Genomic DNA, 18,408 nt, shown 5'->3' on the forward strand with positions numbered 1-18,408 from the left:
GATCCAGAGCAGGTTACAGGAGGATAAGCGGAGGTCTTCCAGCTGATGCCTGCTCAGTTAACAGCGCCAGGATGTCGACGTTGAGAAAAACCCGGCTGCAATTGGCAGAAAGCGAAACGGCAAGTGCAGGCCATCCGGAACCCGCATACTGTGCTCTCAGGATGATTTTCTGCTGCTTTTGAGACTGAATGTTCCGGCGCAGAAAAGCGTGCATCCGGCCATCGTCTTATAACAGCAGCGTTCGCCGTCAGCCAGTCTGAAATATGCGCCCGCGCCCGGTTTTAATGGTTACGCAGGCTATATCCGCTATAGGGCGTCTGGTATGATGAGTCCCCATCATGATTAGAAAAGCAACGAGAACACATTGCTATGGTTATAAAGGCTCAGAGTCCAGCGGGATTTGCTGAAGAGTATATTATTGAAAGCATCTGGAACAGTCGCTTTCCGCCCGGATCGATTCTTCCTGCTGAGCGTGAGCTTTCTGAATTGATTGGGGTAACGCGCACCACATTGCGTGAAGTGCTGCAGCGTCTGGCACGTGACGGCTGGCTGACGATTCAGCACGGCAAACCGACGCGCGTGAACGATTTCTGGGAGACCTCCGGCCTTAATATTCTGGAAACGCTCGCCCGCCTCGATCACGACAGTGTGCCGGTGCTGATTGACAACCTGCTGTCAGTCCGCAGCAACATTTCATCGATTTTTATCAGCCGTGCGCTGCGCCATCATCCGGACAAAGCGCGTGAAGTGCTGGAAACGGTAAGTGCCGCGGCCGATCAGGCGGATGCTTATACCGAGCTCGACTACCGGGTGTTTCGCGGTCTGGCATTTGCATCAGGCAATCCGATTTACGGTCTGATTCTCAACGGCCTGAAAGGCCTCTATACCCGAGTGGGTCGTCACTACTTTTCCAGTGCGGAAGCGCGCCAGGTTGCGCGGGATTTCTATCTGACTCTTCTGGCCTTGTGCGACAAAGAGCCAGGACAGGATGAGATTGTAGAGGTGGTGCGCAACTATGGCCGCCGCAGCGGCGAAATCTGGCACAGCATGCAGAAGAACCTGCCAGACGACCTCGGCAATAAACGATAAAAAAAACCGGACATCGCGTCCGGTTTTTTGTTTTTAGCCCATCAGAGCGATGAACCGCGTGGCGGATTACGATCCAGCAATTCGACGCTGCCATCTTCGTTCTGCTGTTCCAGGATCACATCAAATCCCCACAGACGATGTACATGCTTCAGCACCTCGCGACGACTCTTATCGAGCGGCGTACGGCTCTGTGGCACATAGCGCAGAGTCAGTGAACGATCGCCACGCAGATCGACGTTGTAGACCTGAATATTAGGCTCAAGATTACTCAGGTTGTACTGTGCAGAGAGCTGCTGCCGAATGGCGCGATAGCCTGCCTCATCGTGGATAGCGGCGATCTCCAGATAGTTGTTGCGGTCATCATCCAGTACGGTGAAGAGACGGAAATCACGCATCACTTTCGGCGACAGGAACTGGCTGATAAAACTTTCATCCTTAAACTCACGCATCGCAAAATGCAGCGTTTCCAGCCAGTCGGAGCCGGCGATATCCGGGAACCAATAGCGATCTTCTTCAGTCGGTGACTGACAGATCCGCTTGATATCCTGCATCATCGCAAACCCTAACGCATAAGGGTTGATGCCGTTGTACCACTGACTGTTATAGGGCGGCTGATAGACGACGTTGGTGTGACTGTGCAGGAACTCCATCATAAAACGTTCCGACACTTTGCCTTCATCGTACAGGTGATTAAGGATGGTGTAGTGCCAGAACGTCGCCCAGCCTTCGTTCATGACTTGCGTCTGCTTCTGCGGATAGAAATACTGGCTCACCTTGCGCACAATGCGCAGGATCTCACGCTGCCAGGACTCCAGCAGCGGGGCATTTTTTTCCATAAAATAGAGCAGGTTTTCCTGCGGCTCAGAAGGGTAGCGTGCCGCTTCAAAAGCCACTGTCTCTTTCTCACGCCGTGGCAGCGTTCGCCATAGCGTATTCACCTGGCTCTGCAGATACTCTTCACGGCTTTTCTGCCGCGCCTTCTCCTCCTGAAGGGAGATTTTCTGCGGGCGTTTATAGCGATCGACGCCATAATTCATCAGGGCATGGCAGGAGTCGAGCAGTCGCTCGACCTCTTCGACGCCATAACGCTCTTCGCAGTCACTGATATAGTTTTTGGCGAACAGCAGGTAATCGACAATCGAGCCGGCATCGGTCCAGCTGCGGAACAGATAGTTATTTTTGAAGAAGGAGTTATGACCATAGCAGGCATGTGCCATCACCAGCGCCTGCATGGTCATGGTGTTCTCTTCCATCAGATAGGCGATGCAGGGGTTGGAGTTGATAACGATTTCATAGGCCAGACCCTGCTGACCATGCTTATAGCGCTGCTCGGTCTCGATAAACTTTTTACCGAATGACCAGTGTGAATAGTTAATGGGCATGCCAACGCTGGAATAGGCATCCATCATCTGTTCTGAGGTAATCACTTCAATCTGGTGCGGGTAGGTATCAAGCCGGTAGAGTTTAGCAACCCGGTCTATCTCTGCTAAATAGACATCAAGCAGTTCGAATGTCCAGTCTGGTCCGTCATTGAGTCGTTTGCTGTCTCTGATGGCTTCGTCAAAGATTGTCGTCATAGCGCACCTCTTTTTTGCAAACCGGCTGACCCGAAAGACAACCCGTTCTGGTTATTTAAGGCTTCATCCTGAAAAAGGGAACCCGAAAAAAACTGAGCGAACACAACAATGATAGCCCACTGTCGCTTATCCGAAATGCGAACTCAAACGAATTCTTTGGCACAAAATCATTAAGACAGGTGCGGCAGAGAATTTAATAGCCTTTAATTCGAACGTTATTTCAAAGCGCGGAATATCATCCTGTTTATAAGCAGAATGTATGGGGTTGAATGATTCTCCTGCCATGCGCAGATTTAACTGCATTCGTTGTCATTTATTTCTGTGTTTATGGATTAAGGCGCATAAAGCGCTGAAATTGGCCGTGCGACAAGATTTTAGTTACCTGAAAAGTGAAAAAGATGTGAAATAGATGCTGAATTTATGGGGTGGTGTCCGCTGTGTAAATCCGCTGACTATCATCTGCTGAACAGTGAATTATGCTTTTATATGCCGGGTGGGGGAGCTATGCACGTAGTCATTCTTGGAAGTGGTGTGGTTGGCGTGGCAAGCGCCTGGTATCTGGCGCGTGCCGGACATCAGGTTACCGTCATCGATCGTCAGCCCGCTGCCGCGATGGAGACCAGCGCAGGCAATGCGGGTCAAATCTCACCGGGGTATGCCGCACCCTGGGCGGCGCCTGGCGTGCCGCTGAAAGCGGTGAAGTGGATGTTCCAGCGCCACGCGCCGCTGGCTATCCGGCTTGATGGCAGCAGTTTCCAGCTGGAGTGGATGTGGCACATGCTGCGCAACTGCGACATCAACCACTATCAGCAGAACAAAAGCCGCATGGTGCGGATTGCCGAATACAGTCGTGACTGTCTGAAAGCGTTGCGCGCTGAGACCGGCATCGCCTATGAGGGTCGTCAGGGCGGCACATTGCAGCTTTTCCGCACGCAGCAGCAGTTCGACAGCGCCAGTAAAGATATTGCGGTACTGCGCGACGCGGGCGTGCCCTATGAGCTGCTGGAGGCGCATGAGCTGTCTCGCGTGGAACCAGCGCTGGCGGCAACCCAGCATAAACTCACTGGCGGACTGCGCCTGCCTAACGATGAAACCGGTGACTGCCAGCTCTTTACGCAGCGGCTGGCAAAAATGGCCGAAGAGGCGGGCGTGGTTTTCCGCTTTAACACCCCGGTCGATCACCTGCTGCGCGATGGCAATCGCATTTATGGTGTGAAGTGCGGCGAGGAAATCATCAAGGCAGACAGCTATGTAGTGGCCTTTGGTTCCTACTCGACCGCACTGCTGAAAAACGTCATTGATATTCCGGTCTATCCGCTGAAAGGCTACTCACTCACTATTCCGATTAAAAATCCTGAGGCTGCACCGGTTTCGACGATTCTGGATGAGACCTACAAAGTGGCGGTGACCCGGTTTGACGATCGTATCCGCGTCGGCGGGATGGCGGAAATTGTTGGTTTTAACACCAGACTCACCGAAGCGCGGCGGGAAACGCTGGAGATGGTGGTCAGTGATCTCTATCCTGAAGGCGGTCATCTCGCGCAGGCGAGTTTCTGGACCGGTCTGCGTCCGATGACGCCGGACGGTACGCCGATTGTCGGTGCCACGCCACTCTCAAATCTTTATCTTAATACCGGTCACGGTACGCTGGGCTGGACGATGGCGTGTGGTTCTGGTCAGTTGCTGGCCGATCTCATCTCCGGTAAAAAGCCAGCCATTGCGGCGGATGACTTAGCGGTGTTCCGCTACTTACCCGGTTTCGCGGCGACCTCATCGCCGCTGCGTAACGCCAACGCAACTCGTTAAGTATTCAGGGAGAGAAAGGATGTCACGTCCGATTGTCGCTACCATTAACCAGCAGGCGCTTCGTCATAACCTGACTGTTGTTCGCCAGGCGGCACCCGCATCCCGCGTCTGGTCAGTGGTGAAAGCCAATGCTTATGGCCATGGCATTGATCGCGTACGCGAAGCGTTATCTGCCACCGACGGCTTTGCGCTGCTTAATATGGAAGAAGCCATTCTGCTGCGCGAGCAGGGCTGGAAAAAACCGATTCTGCTGCTGGAGGGCTTTTTCCAGCCAGAGGATCTGCAGCTGATTGACCGCTATCGCCTGACGACCAGCGTACACAGTAATTGGCAAATCAAGGCGCTGGCCAGTGCCAGCCTCTCTGCGCCGGTTGATATCTATCTCAAAATGAACAGCGGCATGAACCGGCTGGGCTTTCGCCCGGAGCAGGTTTCTGGCGCCTGGCAGAAATTGCGGGCGCTGAGCAATGTCGGTGAGATGACGCTGATGGCCCATTTTGCCGATGCCGAAAATCCGCAGGGCCTGATTGCACCGCTGCAGCGTGTTGAGCAGGCGGCAGAGGGGCTGAACTGCCCACGGTCGCTTTCGAATTCCGCCTGCACCTTATGGCATCCTGAAGCGCATTTTGACTGGGTCCGGCCCGGTATTATTCTGTACGGCGCGTCGCCCAGCGGTGACTGGCAGGACATTGCCGGCAGCGGCCTGAAGCCAGTGATGACCCTGAGCAGTGAGATTATTGCGGTTCAGCAGTTACAGGCGGGCGATGGCGTCGGTTACGGCTACCGTTACCACGCCAGCACAGCGCAGCGGATTGGCGTCGTAGCCTGTGGGTACGCCGATGGCTATCCGCGCCATGCCCCGACCGGCACGCCGGTCTGCGTCGATGGCGTGATGACACAGGTGGTTGGCGCGGTTTCAATGGATATGATTACGGTGGATTTAACCCCCTGTCCGCAGGCGGGCATCGGCTCATCTGTTGAGCTGTGGGGGGAGCAGGTGAAAATCGATCAGGTGGCAAAAGCGGCCGGAACGGTAGGGTACGAGCTGATGTGCGCGCTGGCACCCCGCGTCCCGGTCACGGTTATTTAAGCGCGGTCAGGCTACCGCGCATCTTTCTGCTGCAGCGCCAGGCGATAAAGGCCAGCGCTGCACCCAGCAGCATCATCAGACTCAGCGACAGCTTCTCCGCCACCGGCAGCGCGACGATCACCAGGCTGCCTGCAGCACCACCGGCCATCTGAATAAAGCCCTGCAGGGCGGACGCCACGCCCGCCTGTTGCTGATAGGGCTCCAGCGCATAGCTGGTGGCCGGCCCCACCGTAAAGGCCAGTCCTGCCACCGACACGGCGACCGGGAACATGTAGAGCGCCCAGTGCGTCTGCATCTCTGCCGGGAAAATCTGCATCCCTGCCATCAGCAGCACCGCGCCCAGCAGCATGGTGAAGAATCCCATCGCCAGACAGAATGGTCGACCCGCTTTACGAATCGCTTTATTCACGAACATGCTGACAAACATGATCCAGAAACCGTTAGCGCCAAACGCAAAGGAGAATTGGATCGGCGTCAGCCCGCCTTCGGTCATTAACACCTGCGGTGCCAGCGACACATAGGTCAGCACCATACCCAGCGCACCGGCATTGGCAAAGGCGAAGGCCAGGAAGCGCGGCTGACGCAGGATTTCAGCGTACTGCTTAATCGGCAAGCCTTTCACCCGCAGCGTATCCGCCGGACGTGTTTCCGGCAGCCAGATAATCACCAGCAGCGTAATCAGCACGCCGTAGGCGCAGAGGAACCAGAATGGCGCGCGCCAGTCGAAGGCGCTGGCCAGCAGTCCGCCCAGCAGCGGGGCCAGAGCCGGGACGATGTTCAGTGCGCCGTTCAGGAAGCCATAGGCGCGGGCGGCATCATCACCGCTGAGTCGGTCACGCACGCCGCTAAAGGCGACTACCGCGCTGCAGCAGACGCCACAGCCCTGCACCAGACGGGCCACGACGAACAGCGGAAATGAGGTCGCGGTAGCGGCGATGGCGCTGCCGGTGATGTAGAGCCCCAGCCCCAGCAGGGCAATCGGTTTACGGCCATAGTTGTCCACCAGCGGACCGGTCACCAGTTGTCCCAGTCCCATCACCAGCAGAAACAGGGGAATGGTGGTCTGTACCAGTGAGACCGGCGTATCCAGCCCTTCTGCGATTTGCGGCAGCGTGGGCAAATAGAGATCGATGCCTAAAGGTGCCAGCAGCACCAGGCTTAATAACAGCAGAGTAAATTTTTGCATAACAACCAGAGGGTAAGCGTTCTGTTAAAAAACGAGCGCAGAGGGTAATGATTCAGAGGCAAAAAAGATAGAGGAAGTCGTGCGGAAAGTGCGATGCCTGCTGTAAACAGGCATCGCAGGGTCTTTCTTAGTAAGCACCGTCGCGGCGTAGCACCACGCCTGCGGTTTTGAACAGGATCGCGATATCGGTCCAGAGCGCCCAGTTTTTAACATACCAGGAGTCAAAATAGACGCGGGTATCATAGTCGATATCGTTACGTCCGCTGACCTGCCAGAGGCCGGTCATGCCTGGCTTGGCCATCAGGTAGTAGTCGACGTCACCGGCATAACGCTCCAGTTCAGCTTCGATGACCGGACGCGGGCCGACCAGACTCATCTCACCACGAATCACGTTCCACAGCTGCGGCAATTCGTCGAGGCTGGTTTTACGCAGGAAGCTGCCAATCCGGGTCACGCGCGGGTCATTCTTCAGTTTGAAATCTTTGTCCCACTCCATCCGGGCCTCTTCACTGGTCGCCAGTAATTTCTCCAGCACCTCTTTAGAATTGGTCACCATGGAACGGAATTTAAGACATTTGAATTTTTTGCCATTCTGGCCCACACGCTCGTGACCATAAATTGCATTGCCGCCGTCACGCTTCACCATATAGCAGAGCAGGGCGAAGATTGGGCCAAGGAACAGCAGCAGCATCGACGCGACGACAATATCAAAGGCACGCTTCATGAAACGGGAGGAATGTTTCGCCAGGTTATTGCTGACGCGCAGGATCATCACTTCATGACTGAAGATGAAAGACATGTCCGTGCCGTAAAGCGGCACGCCGCGCAGCGTCGGGATCACCGAAACTGACCGGCAGTTCATCTTCGACAGGAACTTCAGCCAGCGATCGCGCATCGGCTGCTGCTCATACTCCATAGCAACAATAAACTGCACATTGTCACGGTCAATGGTCTGCCAGTTAATATCTTTCCATGTGATCACTGGCACACCATTCACGCTCTGCTGAGCCGGAACATCATCCACCGAGATAAAGGCCTGCACGTTGTAGCCCAGGATCTCTTCACTCTGCAGCGCCGCATACGCTTCAGTGGCGTTGCGGCCGGAACCGATAATGATGGTCTCTTTCTGCCACTGGCCCGCCTTGTTAATGGCACGTTTAACCAGAGCGCGCATCAGCGGCAGCAGCAGCAGGGCATATGTCCAGCTGAAGACCCACACCATGCGGGAGAAGTCCCATTTAGAGAAGGCGATAAGCGCCAGGTCGAGCAGCGAGAAAACAAATAATGTTTTAACGATCTCTTTCAGCTCAAACCAGAAGGGTTTGCGATAGGTATAATGGCGCAGTCGTACCCAGAACCAGCCGGTACACATCACTGACATAATAAACTGCGCCACAAAACGATATTCAATCTGATGCGGTGGAATAAAGGTATCCAGCTCGCCCCAAATACCCTGTATTGTCGCGGCAGATAAAAACAGCGCCAGGTTAAGTGCAATCAGATCGGAAAAACTCAGGGCGAATTTCACGATGATATTTTTACGCGTTCCGCTCCACGAGCGGCTCGGGCTATTCATTATCAATGTACTTGCCATAAAACCTGCTCTCTTTCTCAAGTAAAAGATGGCCTGATCAGAATCAAATACGCGCTCAGGAGTGGGCCTCTGAAAAATTAAAAAATAATTTTCAGTCTGTTGCAGTCAGTACAGCCAGTGCAGCTGCAAAAAAGGTAACAATTAAAGCGTGATGGTACTCACGAAATGTTGCAGCATTGAGAATGAGTATGCAGGAGTTATTTGACAGAGTTAATACGGAAAAAATCTGAAAACATCAAAAGTGATTAAAGTTTTAAATCGCTAACTTCAGGTTTTTATTGAATAAAATAAGGAAGGGGTCGGTTATAACCAAACTGTTTAAGACGCTTTTTAGGAATTACCGCCAAATCATATGACTGGCGGTAGTGATAGTGGCTCAGGCAGGTTTCTTTAAAATCCAGCGGTCCTGCTGTTTATCGTAGTGGCCAATCTGCAGATTCACCGGCTCCCCGTCAATCCAGGCCGGTACGCTGGTATCACGATCCCAGCCATCGAGTTGGGTAATTAAGCCGGGATTGGTGTGACAGGGGATACTGACGGTGTCGGCGTTCTCACTGTCAAGATCGGCATCTACAATCTCATAACGACCAATTTTAACCACGTGTCCCATTCATTTCTCCCGTTTTAACTGGCATAGACAGTTAAGCTTAGCGCACTGAGAGAAAATAACGTGGCTGAATGATTAGGATTATTCCTTCTCTTCAGCCGGACGGACACCAATCTTCACGATGCGGTTATCCTCTTTCTCTGCGACGGTCCAGGTCAGCTGATTCCACTCCACCTGATCGCCGACGACCGGCGAGCCGCCCAGCATTGCCAGCACCAGTTGCCCCAGTGACTGCTGATCGTTAGTGCTCTCATCCAGCTCGAGTCCGTAAATCTGCGCAACGTCGCGCAGGCGGGCCTCTGCATCCAGAATAAAGTCACCAAAGAAGCGCTGATCGAGCGAAACCGGCGGTGACTGGCTGAACATCTTGCCCAGCGCCGGAAGATCGCGCTCACGACCAATCACGCAGATGACGTCGTTCTCTTTAAGCCGTGTCCCGCCATTGGGGTGCATCAGCACATTGTCACGGAACAGGGCGGCGATGCGGGTCTCACGCGGCATCTGCAGGTCACGCAGTGCGGCACCCACGCACCACTTGTCAGCGCTGAGCTGATAAACAAACTGCTCCCACGGATTTTCCGGATGAATATCCAGGCCGACACGGCTGATCGGCGAGGCGGTCGGCGGCACCACCACTTTGGCTTTTTTCGCCGCAAAGCCCAGCGAGGTGCCCTGCAACATCAGGGAGACCAGCACCACGAAGAAGGCGATATTAAAATAGAGCGAGGCGTTCTCTAATCCGGCCATCATCGGGAAGACCGCGAGGATAATCGGCACCGCACCGCGCAAGCCGACCCAGCTGATAAAAAAGCGTTCGCGCGTGGTGAAGCTTCGGAATGGCAGCAGCCCAATAAACACCGATAACGGGCGCGCTACCAGAATCAGCCATAGCGAGAGGATCATCGCCGGCACCGCGATATGCCACAAATCAGACGGCGTCACCAGTAGCCCCAGCACGATGAACATGCCAATCTGGCTCAGCCACGCCATCCCATCAAAGGTCTGCAGAATGCCATGCCGGTTCCGAATCGGGCTGTTGCCCAGTAAAAAGCCGCACAGATAGACCGCAAGGATACCACTGCCCTCTAACACCGTGGTCAGGGCGAACACCAGAATGCCACCGCTCAGCGCCAGCAGCGGATAAAGCCCTGGGGCCAGACTGATGCGGTTAATCAGCTGCTGCAGCGCCCAGCCGCCGCCCAGGCCTAACACAATACCCAGACCAAACTGCTGCACCAGATGCACCAGGAACATCCAGTCAAGGCCGCTGCGGCCCTGCTCGATCATCTCAATCAGGGTGATGGTCAGAAATACCGCCATCGGGTCATTGCTGCCCGACTCAATCTCCAGCGTGGAGCTGACGCGCTCATTCAGGCCTTTATCACCCAGCAGAGAGAAGACGGCCGCGGCGTCCGTAGAGCCGATGATGGCGCCAATCAGGAAGCCCTGCATCATATCGAGGTTAAATAACCAGGCCGCCACCACGCCGGTTAAGCCCGCGGTAATCATTACCCCGACGGTTGCCAGCGACAGCGCAGGCCCCAGCGCAACCTTAAACGAGCTGGCCTTAGTTCGCATGCCGCCATCCAGCAGGATGATCGCCAGCGCCAGGTTTGAAATCAGATACGCCGCAGGATAGTTATCAAAGGCGATGCCGCCGATACCATCAATACCGGTCAGCATGCCCAGTGCGAGGAAGATAACCAGAATAGGAATACCCAGCCGGGATGAGAAAGAGCTGAGCAGAATACTCGATGCGACCAGCACGGAACCGATGATAAACAGACTGTAGACAATAGTGTGGTTCAAACCCGGTCTCCTGAGATATGGCAGTGCGATGCGGCAACTGATGACAAATATCCATGCTATCTCTGAAAGATAATGTTTTATCAAGGAGTTGTCATTGTGAAAATGCGTATTATACGAATTGCTTAACAGCATATGGAATCAGATTAATGTGAAGAATGAGGGGGTTGGCAGGCAAGCGGGAGAAAACAGACTGTTTTATCAGGTTATTCGGCAGATAAAAAAAGCCGGCGATTAGCCGGCTTAGTGCATCAGGCTTCCGTTGCCTGTTTATGGAACAGCGATCGGAACACCGGATAGATATCTTCCGGCTCGCGAATATGTTCAATGGCAAAGTTATCAAACGTCGCCTGCAGATACTCATACTCGCGCCACAGGGTCTGATGCGCCCGGCGGGTGATCTCGATATAACTGTAGTAACGCACGACCGGCAGAATGTGCTTCGCCAGAATTTCATGGCAAAGCGGTGAGTCGTCAGCCCAGTTATCCCCATCCGAGGCCTGTGCTGCATAGATGTTCCATTGCGCCGGGTCATAACGCTCTTTCACCACCTCATCCATCAGTTTCAGCGCACTGGAAACGATAGTGCCGCCGGTCTCCTGAGAGTAGAAGAACTCCTGTTCATCGACTTCTTTAGCCTGCGTATGATGGCGGATATAAACCACATCGACATTCTTGTAGGTGCGGCTCAGGAACAGGTAGAGCAGAATATAGAAGCGTTTTGCCATATCCTTAGTCGCCTGATCCATTGAACCGGATACATCCATCAGACAGAACATGACTGCCTGGCTGGAAGGCTCCGGGCGCTTCTCAAAGTTTTTGTAGCGCAGATCGAAGGTGTCGATAAAGGGCACGCGTTCAATGCGCGCCCGTAACTCGGCAATCTCTCTGCGCAGCCGCTCCTCCTCCAGCAGTTGTGCCGGTTCAGAGTTCTCAACTTCCTGCAGCGTCTCTTCCAGTTCATGCAGCATCCGGCGTTTACCTGCTGTCATCGCCGTACGACGCGCCAGCGAGTTCTGCAATGAGCGCACAACGCTGATATTGGCCGGCACGCCATTGGAGGTGAAACCGGCCCGGTGGGTCTTATACTCATTCAGCTGACGATGCTGGTTGCGACGCAGGTTAGGCAGAGCGAGGTCTTCAAACAGCAAATCAAGATACTCATCTTTCGATATCTGAAAGACAAACTCATCCTGACCCTCACCATCCTGACTGGCATTACCCTGACCACTGCCGCCGCCACCGCCACCCTGCGGACGCTCGACGCGGTCGTTCTGCACAAAATGGTCGTTGCCCGGATGGACCCGATGGCGGTTACCGCCGCGCCCCTGATGGAAAATCGGCTCATTGATATCGTCAATTGGGATAGAGACGGACTCACCGCTGCTTACGTCAGTCACCGAGCGTTTATTGATGGCCTCGGAGATCGACTGCTTAATTTGCGACTTATAACGGCGCAAGAAGCGCTGGCGGTTTACCGCGCTCTTATTTTTGCCGTTAAGCCGGCGATCGATGAAATAGGCCATGGTATTCCCCCAAACTACATTGTAAGCAGGCCGGGCGAACCCGACCCTGTCAGACCGGTATCACTTACCGGCAAGCTTACAGACTCTTATCAGGACGATTTACGCACACGCAGATACCATTCACACAGCAGGCGAACCTGTTTGCGGGTATAGCCTTTTTCCATCATGCGATCGACAAAATCATCATGCTTTTTCTGCTCATCGGTAGAGGTCTTGGTATTAAACGAGATGACCGGCAGCAACTCTTCCGTATTCGAGAACATTTTCTTCTCAATCACGGTGCGCAATTTCTCGTAACTGGTCCAGTTCGGATTGCGGCCGTTATTGTGTGCCCTGGCGCGCAGCACGAAGTTGACAATCTCGTTACGGAAATCTTTCGGGTTACTGATGCCAGCAGGCTTCTCGATCTTCTCCAGCTCCGCGTTGAGCGATTCACGGTCAAACAACTGTCCGGTATCGGGATCGCGATACTCCTGATCCTGAATCCAGAAGTCGGCATAGGTCACGTAGCGGTCAAAAATGTTCTGACCATATTCAGAGTAGGATTCCAGATAGGCGGTCTGAATCTCTTTGCCAATAAACTCAGCATATTTGGGAATCAGATAGCCTTTGAGGTGCTCAAGGTATTTCTCCGCCTGATCCTGCGGGAACTGCTCGCGCTCAATCTGCTGCTCCAGCACGTAGAACAGGTGCACCGGGTTAGCCGCGACTTCGGCGTGATCGAAGTTAAATACCCGCGACAGGATTTTAAAGGCAAAGCGGGTTGAAAGGCCGTTCATGCCTTCATCCACACCGGCGTAGTCGTGATACTCCTGCCAGGACTTCGCTTTAGGGTCGGTGTCTTTCAGGCTCTCACCATCGTACACCCGCATTTTGGAGTAGATGCTGGAGTTCTCAGGATCCTTGAGTCGTGACAGGATAGAGAAGCGTGCCAGCGTTTCCAGCGTGCCCGGAGCGCAGGGCGAGGTTGCCAGCTCACTGTGATTAAGCAGTTTGTCGTAGATTTTGATCTCTTCAGAGACCCGCAGGCAGTAGGGCACCTTGACGATGTAAACACGGTCAAGGAACGCCTCATTATTCTTGTTGTTACGGAACGTCACCCACTCTGATTCGTTGGAGTGCGCCAGAATAATACCGTTAAACGGCAGCGCCGAAATCCCCTCGGTGCCGTTGTAGTTGCCTTCCTGCGTTGCTGTCAGGAGTGGGTGCAGCACCTTAATCGGCGCTTTAAACATCTCCACGAATTCCATGATGCCCTGGTTCGCGCGGCAGAGTGCACCAGAGTAACCGTAGGCATCAGGATCGTTTTGCGCGTGGTTTTCCAGTTTACGGATGTCCACTTTACCCACCAGCGCAGAGATATCCTGGTTGTTCTCATCACCCGGCTCGGTTTTGGCGATCGCCAGCTGTTCCAGAATCGACGGCCAGACTTTTACGACTTTGAACCGCGAAATATCGCCACCAAAGTCGTGAAGGCGTTTCGCAGCCCAGGGCGACATGATAGTGCCGAGGTAACGGCGCGGCACGCCATACTCTTTTTCAAGAATATGCGCGTCTTCCTGCGGATTGAACAGGCAAAGAGGATGATCGTTGACCGGACTACGTTCACCGTCAGCGCTTAGCACATAGATGGGCACCCGCTGCATCAGCGACTTAAGCCGTTCCGCCAGAGAAGATTTACCGCCACCCACCGGACCCAGTAAATAGAGGATCTGTTTCTTCTCCTCAAGTCCCTGAGCGGCATGTTTCAGATAGGAGACGATCTGTTCAATCGCTTCCTCCATGCCGTAAAACTCCTCGAACGCCGGATAGCGTCCCATCACACGGTTGGAGAATATTCTGGAAAGGCGTGGCTCCTGAGCAGTGTCGACCATTACTGGCTCTCCGATAGCCATTAACAGTCGCTCTGCAGCGTTGGCGTATGCACTGCGATCCTGCTTACAGATGGCAAGAAATTCCTGCAGTGTGAACTCTTCGTCCTTGGCAGCTTCATAACGCTGACGATAGTGATCGAATATATTCATAGCGATGCCCGTCCTTTCGTTTTTAGCACAGGTAAGGAGCGTAATTTAAGACTTGTAGCAGCTCCCGGAAGATATTCTCTGTTGAGTACAGCAACCCTTATGCCAACCTGATCTTTTTTATCGGGATACACAACTTTTGTGGTTACTCTGCTCGTACAAAATCTCTGCTGTTAATTCTAACTGTAGATGGCTTCTAGGAAATTTCCTCCATGGGTTTGGGCGAATGAGGGGGAGATCAAGACTAATTCGGGTCAGTTGTGAGATGAGTTCATATGGGTGATGCTTTAACTTAACTTGTTTTTAACCTTTGGTGCCACTTTCATCTGTTGGTTGCTTAAAGGATTTCGATATAAGTTAATCCAGCCGTAAAAAAACGTTAGACTTCCTGTTTGATTGTTATATTTATGGAATGAATAAATTGTGAACCAATTCAAATTTAAGACGCTTGTTGCACTTTTACCCTGTTATTTACTGGCGGCGCACGCCAATGCCGCTCCGCTCTCTGTAGGGGCATCGGTCATCTATGCCGACTCACCTTATCGTGGCGGACAGGACCGTTATCTTCCGGTTCCGGTCATCAATTATGAGGGTGAAGACTTCTGGTTCCGCAGCCTGCAGGGCGGTTACTACCTGTGGAAAGATCCTCAGAATCAGCTCTCGCTGACGCTGCTGGGCTCACCGCAGGAGTACAAACCCAGCGACAACGATCTGGGCGATATGAAAGGGCTGGATAAGCGCCGCATGACGCTGATGGGTGGCGCAACCTATCGCCACACCGCCGACTGGGGGGTTGTCCGCACGGCATTGCTGGGCGACGTGCTCAATAACAGCAACGGCATAATCTGGGACCTGACTTACCTGTACCCCATCCAGATGGGCGACTTCAGCCTGACGCCTGGCATCGGTGCCATGTGGAATAGCGCCAATCAAAATCGTTATTATTACGGTGTTTCCGCGCATGAAAGCGCACGTACCGGCATCAGTCGTTACAATCCGGACGACAGCTGGTCACCTTATGTTGAGCTGAGTGCCAGCTATCAGATTGCAGCGCAGTGGAATGTTGGCGTGGTGGGACGTTACACCCGCTTCGACAGCGAAATCAAAGACAGCCCGATGATTGATAAGAGCGGGCAGACGACGATCTGGACAGGTGTCAGCTACACCTTCTGATAACGCACCGAAAGAGGGCACCCAGTGCCCTCTGTTCTTTTATGGGGCCTCAGAATGAGGCGGGAGAGCAGAATGCGCAACACGATCAACTTCGCTGGCTTCAGCGAACTGCCGGTAATCGGTCAGGGCACGTGGTATATGGGCGAAAACCCGGCGCAGCGGGCCGGCGAAGTCACGGCATTACAGGCAGGTCTTGAGTGTGGATTGCAGCTGATTGATACCGCCGAAATGTATGCAGACGGCGGCGCTGAAGAGGTGGTCGGGCAGGCACTGCTGGGGCGTCGCGATAAAGCGTTGCTGGTGTCGAAGGTCTATCCGTGGAATGCCGGCGAAGTAGATGCCATTGAAGCCTGTGAACGCAGCCTGCGCCGTCTGCAGACCGATTACCTTGATCTCTATCTGCTGCACTGGCGCGGTAATATTCCGCTGGAAGAGACTCTGCGCGCCATGGAGCGCCTGCAGCAGCAGGGCAAGATTCGTCACTGGGGCGTCTCGAATTTTGATACTGATGATATGGCCGAACTGTGGGACGAACCCGGAGGCAATCAGTGCGCGACCAATCAGGTGCTCTACCATCTGGCTTCACGCGGTATTGAATTTGATCTGCTGCCCGTCTGTCAGCAGCGTGGCGTGCCGGTGATGGCCTATTGTCCGCTGGCACAGGCTGGACGGTTGCGGGACGCACTGTTTACTGATGTGGTGCTGAATCAGATTGCACAACAGAAGGGCATCAGCGTGGCGCAATTACTGCTGGCCTGGGTAATTTGTCAGCCTGGCGTCATTGCCATTCCCAAAGCCAGTTCTGTGGTTCACGTCCAGGAAAATGCTGCGGCGCTAGAGGTGGAACTGACCGATGAAGAGTTACAGCTCATCGATCGTGCCTGGCCAGCACCACAGCATAAATTACCGCTGGATATCGTTTAGCCCTAAGCTTTGTCGCTGGCTGCGACTTTCTTCTTAAGACGGAACGTTGTGGCCAGGCGTGCCGGTTTTTCACCCGCACTGCGCAGCGGCTTACTGATTCGGGCCGTCTCTACACAAACCATTGTCTTATAACCTTCATTCGCCATATCCGCCATACTGCAGGAGAGTTCCACACCCGGATTCCATGTGACAACGTCACTGTGATGGTGGTGGTAAACTTCGATCTGTCGCTCACCGGCTGTATCATTGATGACCGAGCAATCTTCTGCTGCAGTGAATATACGGTCGATGCGTCCCGGATAGCGCTGTTTGCCATCACTGCTGGCAACCTCACCGTTATTTACTTTGTCGATATAGCTGTTGCCCAGACCGGAAACCTCAACGCCGTTGATGTCACTGACGGTAAAGTAGCTATGCAGGGCTGCCGTGGCTTCAAAGTCACCATGCGCTTCCAGTTCAATCTCACAATGCTGACCCAGGCGGAAACGGGCGATCAGGGTAAATTCGTGTGGCCACAGTTTCAGCGTCTGAGTGTTGCTCTCAAGCACTAGCGTCAGCATTACGCCATCTTCATTCTCATCATGCGCCGTAAGCTTCCATGTCTGAATCCGGGCAAAACCGTGTGCCGGTTCGCCTGCCGGACCAAACCAGGGCCAGCAGATCGGTACGCCGCCACGAATCGCTTTGCCCGGTGAAAACAGACTCTTGTCGCTCAGCCACAGTACCGGCTTTTCGCCACTCGGCTGCCAGGCGATCAGGTGCGCGCCCTGCAGCGTGATCGCTGCCCGTACTTTTGGATGACTGACAACAATCGTCGGTAATTCGCCAACCTGACGCTGCGAAAGGTAAGGGGAGATCTGCGTAGCCACGGGCAGAGAAAACAGTTTATCTTGCATGTTCGATTCCTTCCTGTGCGGATCAAAAAAAGGGCGACCGAAGTCGCCCTTAATCTCAATGATGTCTGTCTGCCTTATTTAGCAGAAACCAGCGCAATCAGGTCGAGAACTTTGTTTGAGTAGCCAGTTTCGTTGTCGTACCAGGAAACCAGTTTCACAAAGTTGTCGTTCAGCGCGATACCCGCTTTAGCATCGAATACTGAAGTCAGGACTTCGCCGTTGAAGTCGGTAGAAACCACGTCATCTTCAACGTAGCCCAGAACGTCTTTCATCTCACCTTCTGCAGCCGCTTTGATTGCAGCACAGATTTCTTTGTAAGAAGCCGCTTTTTCCAGACGCACGGTCAGGTCAACAACGGAAACGTTAGGGGTAGGTACGCGGAATGCCATACCAGTCAGTTTGCCGTTCAGCTCTGGCAGAACTTTACCAACGGCTTTTGCTGCGCCAGTTGATGAAGGAATGATGTTCTGCGATGCGCCACGGCCGCCGCGCCAGTCTTTGTGAGACGGGCCATCAACGGTTTTCTGAGTCGCAGTAGTAGCGTGAACGGTGGTCATCAGACCTTCAACGATACCAAACTTATCGTTGATGACTTTTGCCAGTGGTGCCAGGCAGTTAGTGGTACAGGAAGCGTTAGAAACGATATCCTGGCCATCATATTTGTCGAAGTTTGCACCACGAACAAACATAGGGGTGTCATCTTTAGATGGACCGGTCAGAACGACTTTCTTAGCACCTGCGGTGATGTGTTTACGCGCGGTTTCGTCGGTCAGGAAGATACCGGTTGCTTCAGCAACAACGTCAACGCCCACTTCATCCCACTTCAGGTTGGCCGGATCACGCTCAGCAGTAACACGGATTTTTTTACCGTTAACGACCAGTGCGCCATCCTGAACTTCTACGGTGCCGTCGAAACGACCGTGCGTAGAGTCATACTTCAGCATGTACGCCATGTAATCCGCGTCCAGCAGGTCGTTGATAGCAACGATTTCGATGTCAGAACGTTTCTGAGCAGCACGGAAAACGATGCGACCGATACGGCCAAAACCGTTGATACCTACTTTGATAGTCATATATTCCACCAGCTATTTGTTAGTGAATAAAAGGTTGCCT

General features: G+C 53.6%; 14 protein-coding genes. 5 read left to right on the forward strand and 9 right to left on the reverse strand.

Annotated elements, in window-relative coordinates:
* Positions 1-369 precede the first annotated feature (369 nt).
* The gene (gene fadR, locus IV493_RS07595) at positions 370-1,089 is read left to right on the forward strand and encodes a fatty acid metabolism transcriptional regulator FadR (protein WP_013358075.1); all 720 of its coding nucleotides are present in this window, start codon (positions 370-372) and stop codon (positions 1,087-1,089) included.
* Positions 1,090-1,130: 41 nt separating this feature from the next.
* Here the strand turns inward: fadR and IV493_RS07600 are convergent, their stop codons facing one another.
* A complete protein-coding gene (locus IV493_RS07600) occupies positions 1,131-2,666 on the reverse strand; it encodes a SpoVR family protein (RefSeq protein ID WP_013358074.1) in 1,536 nt (511 codons plus the stop codon).
* Positions 2,667-3,170: 504 nt separating this feature from the next.
* On the opposite strand from IV493_RS07600, the gene IV493_RS07605 reads away from it, so the two are divergent.
* Together IV493_RS07605 and dadX are read left to right on the forward strand one after the other, a co-directional pair.
* On the forward strand, positions 3,171-4,472 hold the full coding sequence (locus IV493_RS07605) for a D-amino acid dehydrogenase (RefSeq protein ID WP_013358073.1): 1,302 nt from the start codon (positions 3,171-3,173) through the stop codon (positions 4,470-4,472).
* A 19-nt stretch (positions 4,473-4,491) separates the two neighbouring features.
* Entirely contained in the window at positions 4,492-5,562 is a 1,071-nt protein-coding gene (gene dadX, locus IV493_RS07610; RefSeq protein ID WP_033732859.1) for a catabolic alanine racemase DadX, read from the forward strand.
* On the opposite strand, the gene IV493_RS07615 is transcribed toward dadX, so the two are convergent.
* The 6 genes from IV493_RS07615 to yeaG all read right to left on the reverse strand — a co-directional run bounded on the left by IV493_RS07615 (position 5,555) and on the right by yeaG (position 14,305).
* Complete coding sequence (locus tag IV493_RS07615; RefSeq protein ID WP_013358071.1) at positions 5,555-6,748, reverse strand: multidrug effflux MFS transporter; 1,194 nt, start codon at positions 6,746-6,748, stop codon at positions 5,555-5,557. The two genes, dadX and IV493_RS07615, sit on opposite strands and share 8 nt — an antisense overlap.
* Before the next feature lie 127 nt (positions 6,749-6,875).
* A complete protein-coding gene (gene wbaP, locus IV493_RS07620) occupies positions 6,876-8,342 on the reverse strand; it encodes an undecaprenyl-phosphate galactose phosphotransferase WbaP (RefSeq protein WP_013358070.1) in 1,467 nt (488 codons plus the stop codon).
* A gap of 376 nt (positions 8,343-8,718) precedes the next feature.
* Entirely contained in the window at positions 8,719-8,952 is a 234-nt protein-coding gene (locus IV493_RS07625; protein ID WP_013358069.1) for a DUF1480 family protein, read from the reverse strand.
* A gap of 78 nt (positions 8,953-9,030) precedes the next feature.
* Entirely contained in the window at positions 9,031-10,758 is a 1,728-nt protein-coding gene (locus tag IV493_RS07630; protein ID WP_033783277.1) for a potassium/proton antiporter, read from the reverse strand.
* A 248-nt stretch (positions 10,759-11,006) separates the two neighbouring features.
* Positions 11,007-12,281, reverse strand: coding sequence for a YeaH/YhbH family protein (locus IV493_RS07635; protein WP_195858030.1), 1,275 nt, complete (start codon positions 12,279-12,281; stop codon positions 11,007-11,009).
* Between the two features lie 89 nt (positions 12,282-12,370).
* Entirely contained in the window at positions 12,371-14,305 is a 1,935-nt protein-coding gene (yeaG, locus tag IV493_RS07640; RefSeq protein WP_003852739.1) for a protein kinase YeaG, read from the reverse strand.
* 420 nt (positions 14,306-14,725) lie between these two features.
* Between yeaG and IV493_RS07645 the strand changes: the two genes are divergently transcribed.
* The gene (locus IV493_RS07645) at positions 14,726-15,475 is read left to right on the forward strand and encodes a MipA/OmpV family protein (protein WP_095707106.1); all 750 of its coding nucleotides are present in this window, start codon (positions 14,726-14,728) and stop codon (positions 15,473-15,475) included.
* Positions 15,476-15,547: 72 nt separating this feature from the next.
* On the forward strand, positions 15,548-16,399 hold the full coding sequence (locus IV493_RS07650; protein ID WP_147789152.1) for an aldo/keto reductase: 852 nt from the start codon (positions 15,548-15,550) through the stop codon (positions 16,397-16,399).
* A 2-nt stretch (positions 16,400-16,401) separates the two neighbouring features.
* On the opposite strand, the gene IV493_RS07655 is transcribed toward IV493_RS07650, so the two are convergent.
* Positions 16,402-17,295 carry a D-hexose-6-phosphate mutarotase gene (locus tag IV493_RS07655; protein ID WP_195858031.1) on the reverse strand — a complete coding sequence of 298 codons (894 nt, stop codon included), beginning with the start codon at positions 17,293-17,295 and terminating at the stop codon, positions 16,402-16,404.
* Between the two features lie 74 nt (positions 17,296-17,369).
* On the reverse strand, positions 17,370-18,368 hold the full coding sequence (gene gapA / locus IV493_RS07660; protein WP_013358063.1) for a glyceraldehyde-3-phosphate dehydrogenase: 999 nt from the start codon (positions 18,366-18,368) through the stop codon (positions 17,370-17,372).
* Between the last annotated feature and the right edge of the window lie 40 nt (positions 18,369-18,408).

Origin of the sequence: Pantoea sp. SM3640, assembly GCF_015654165.1 — a bacterium.
Lineage (GTDB): Bacteria > Pseudomonadota > Gammaproteobacteria > Enterobacterales > Enterobacteriaceae > Pantoea > Pantoea vagans.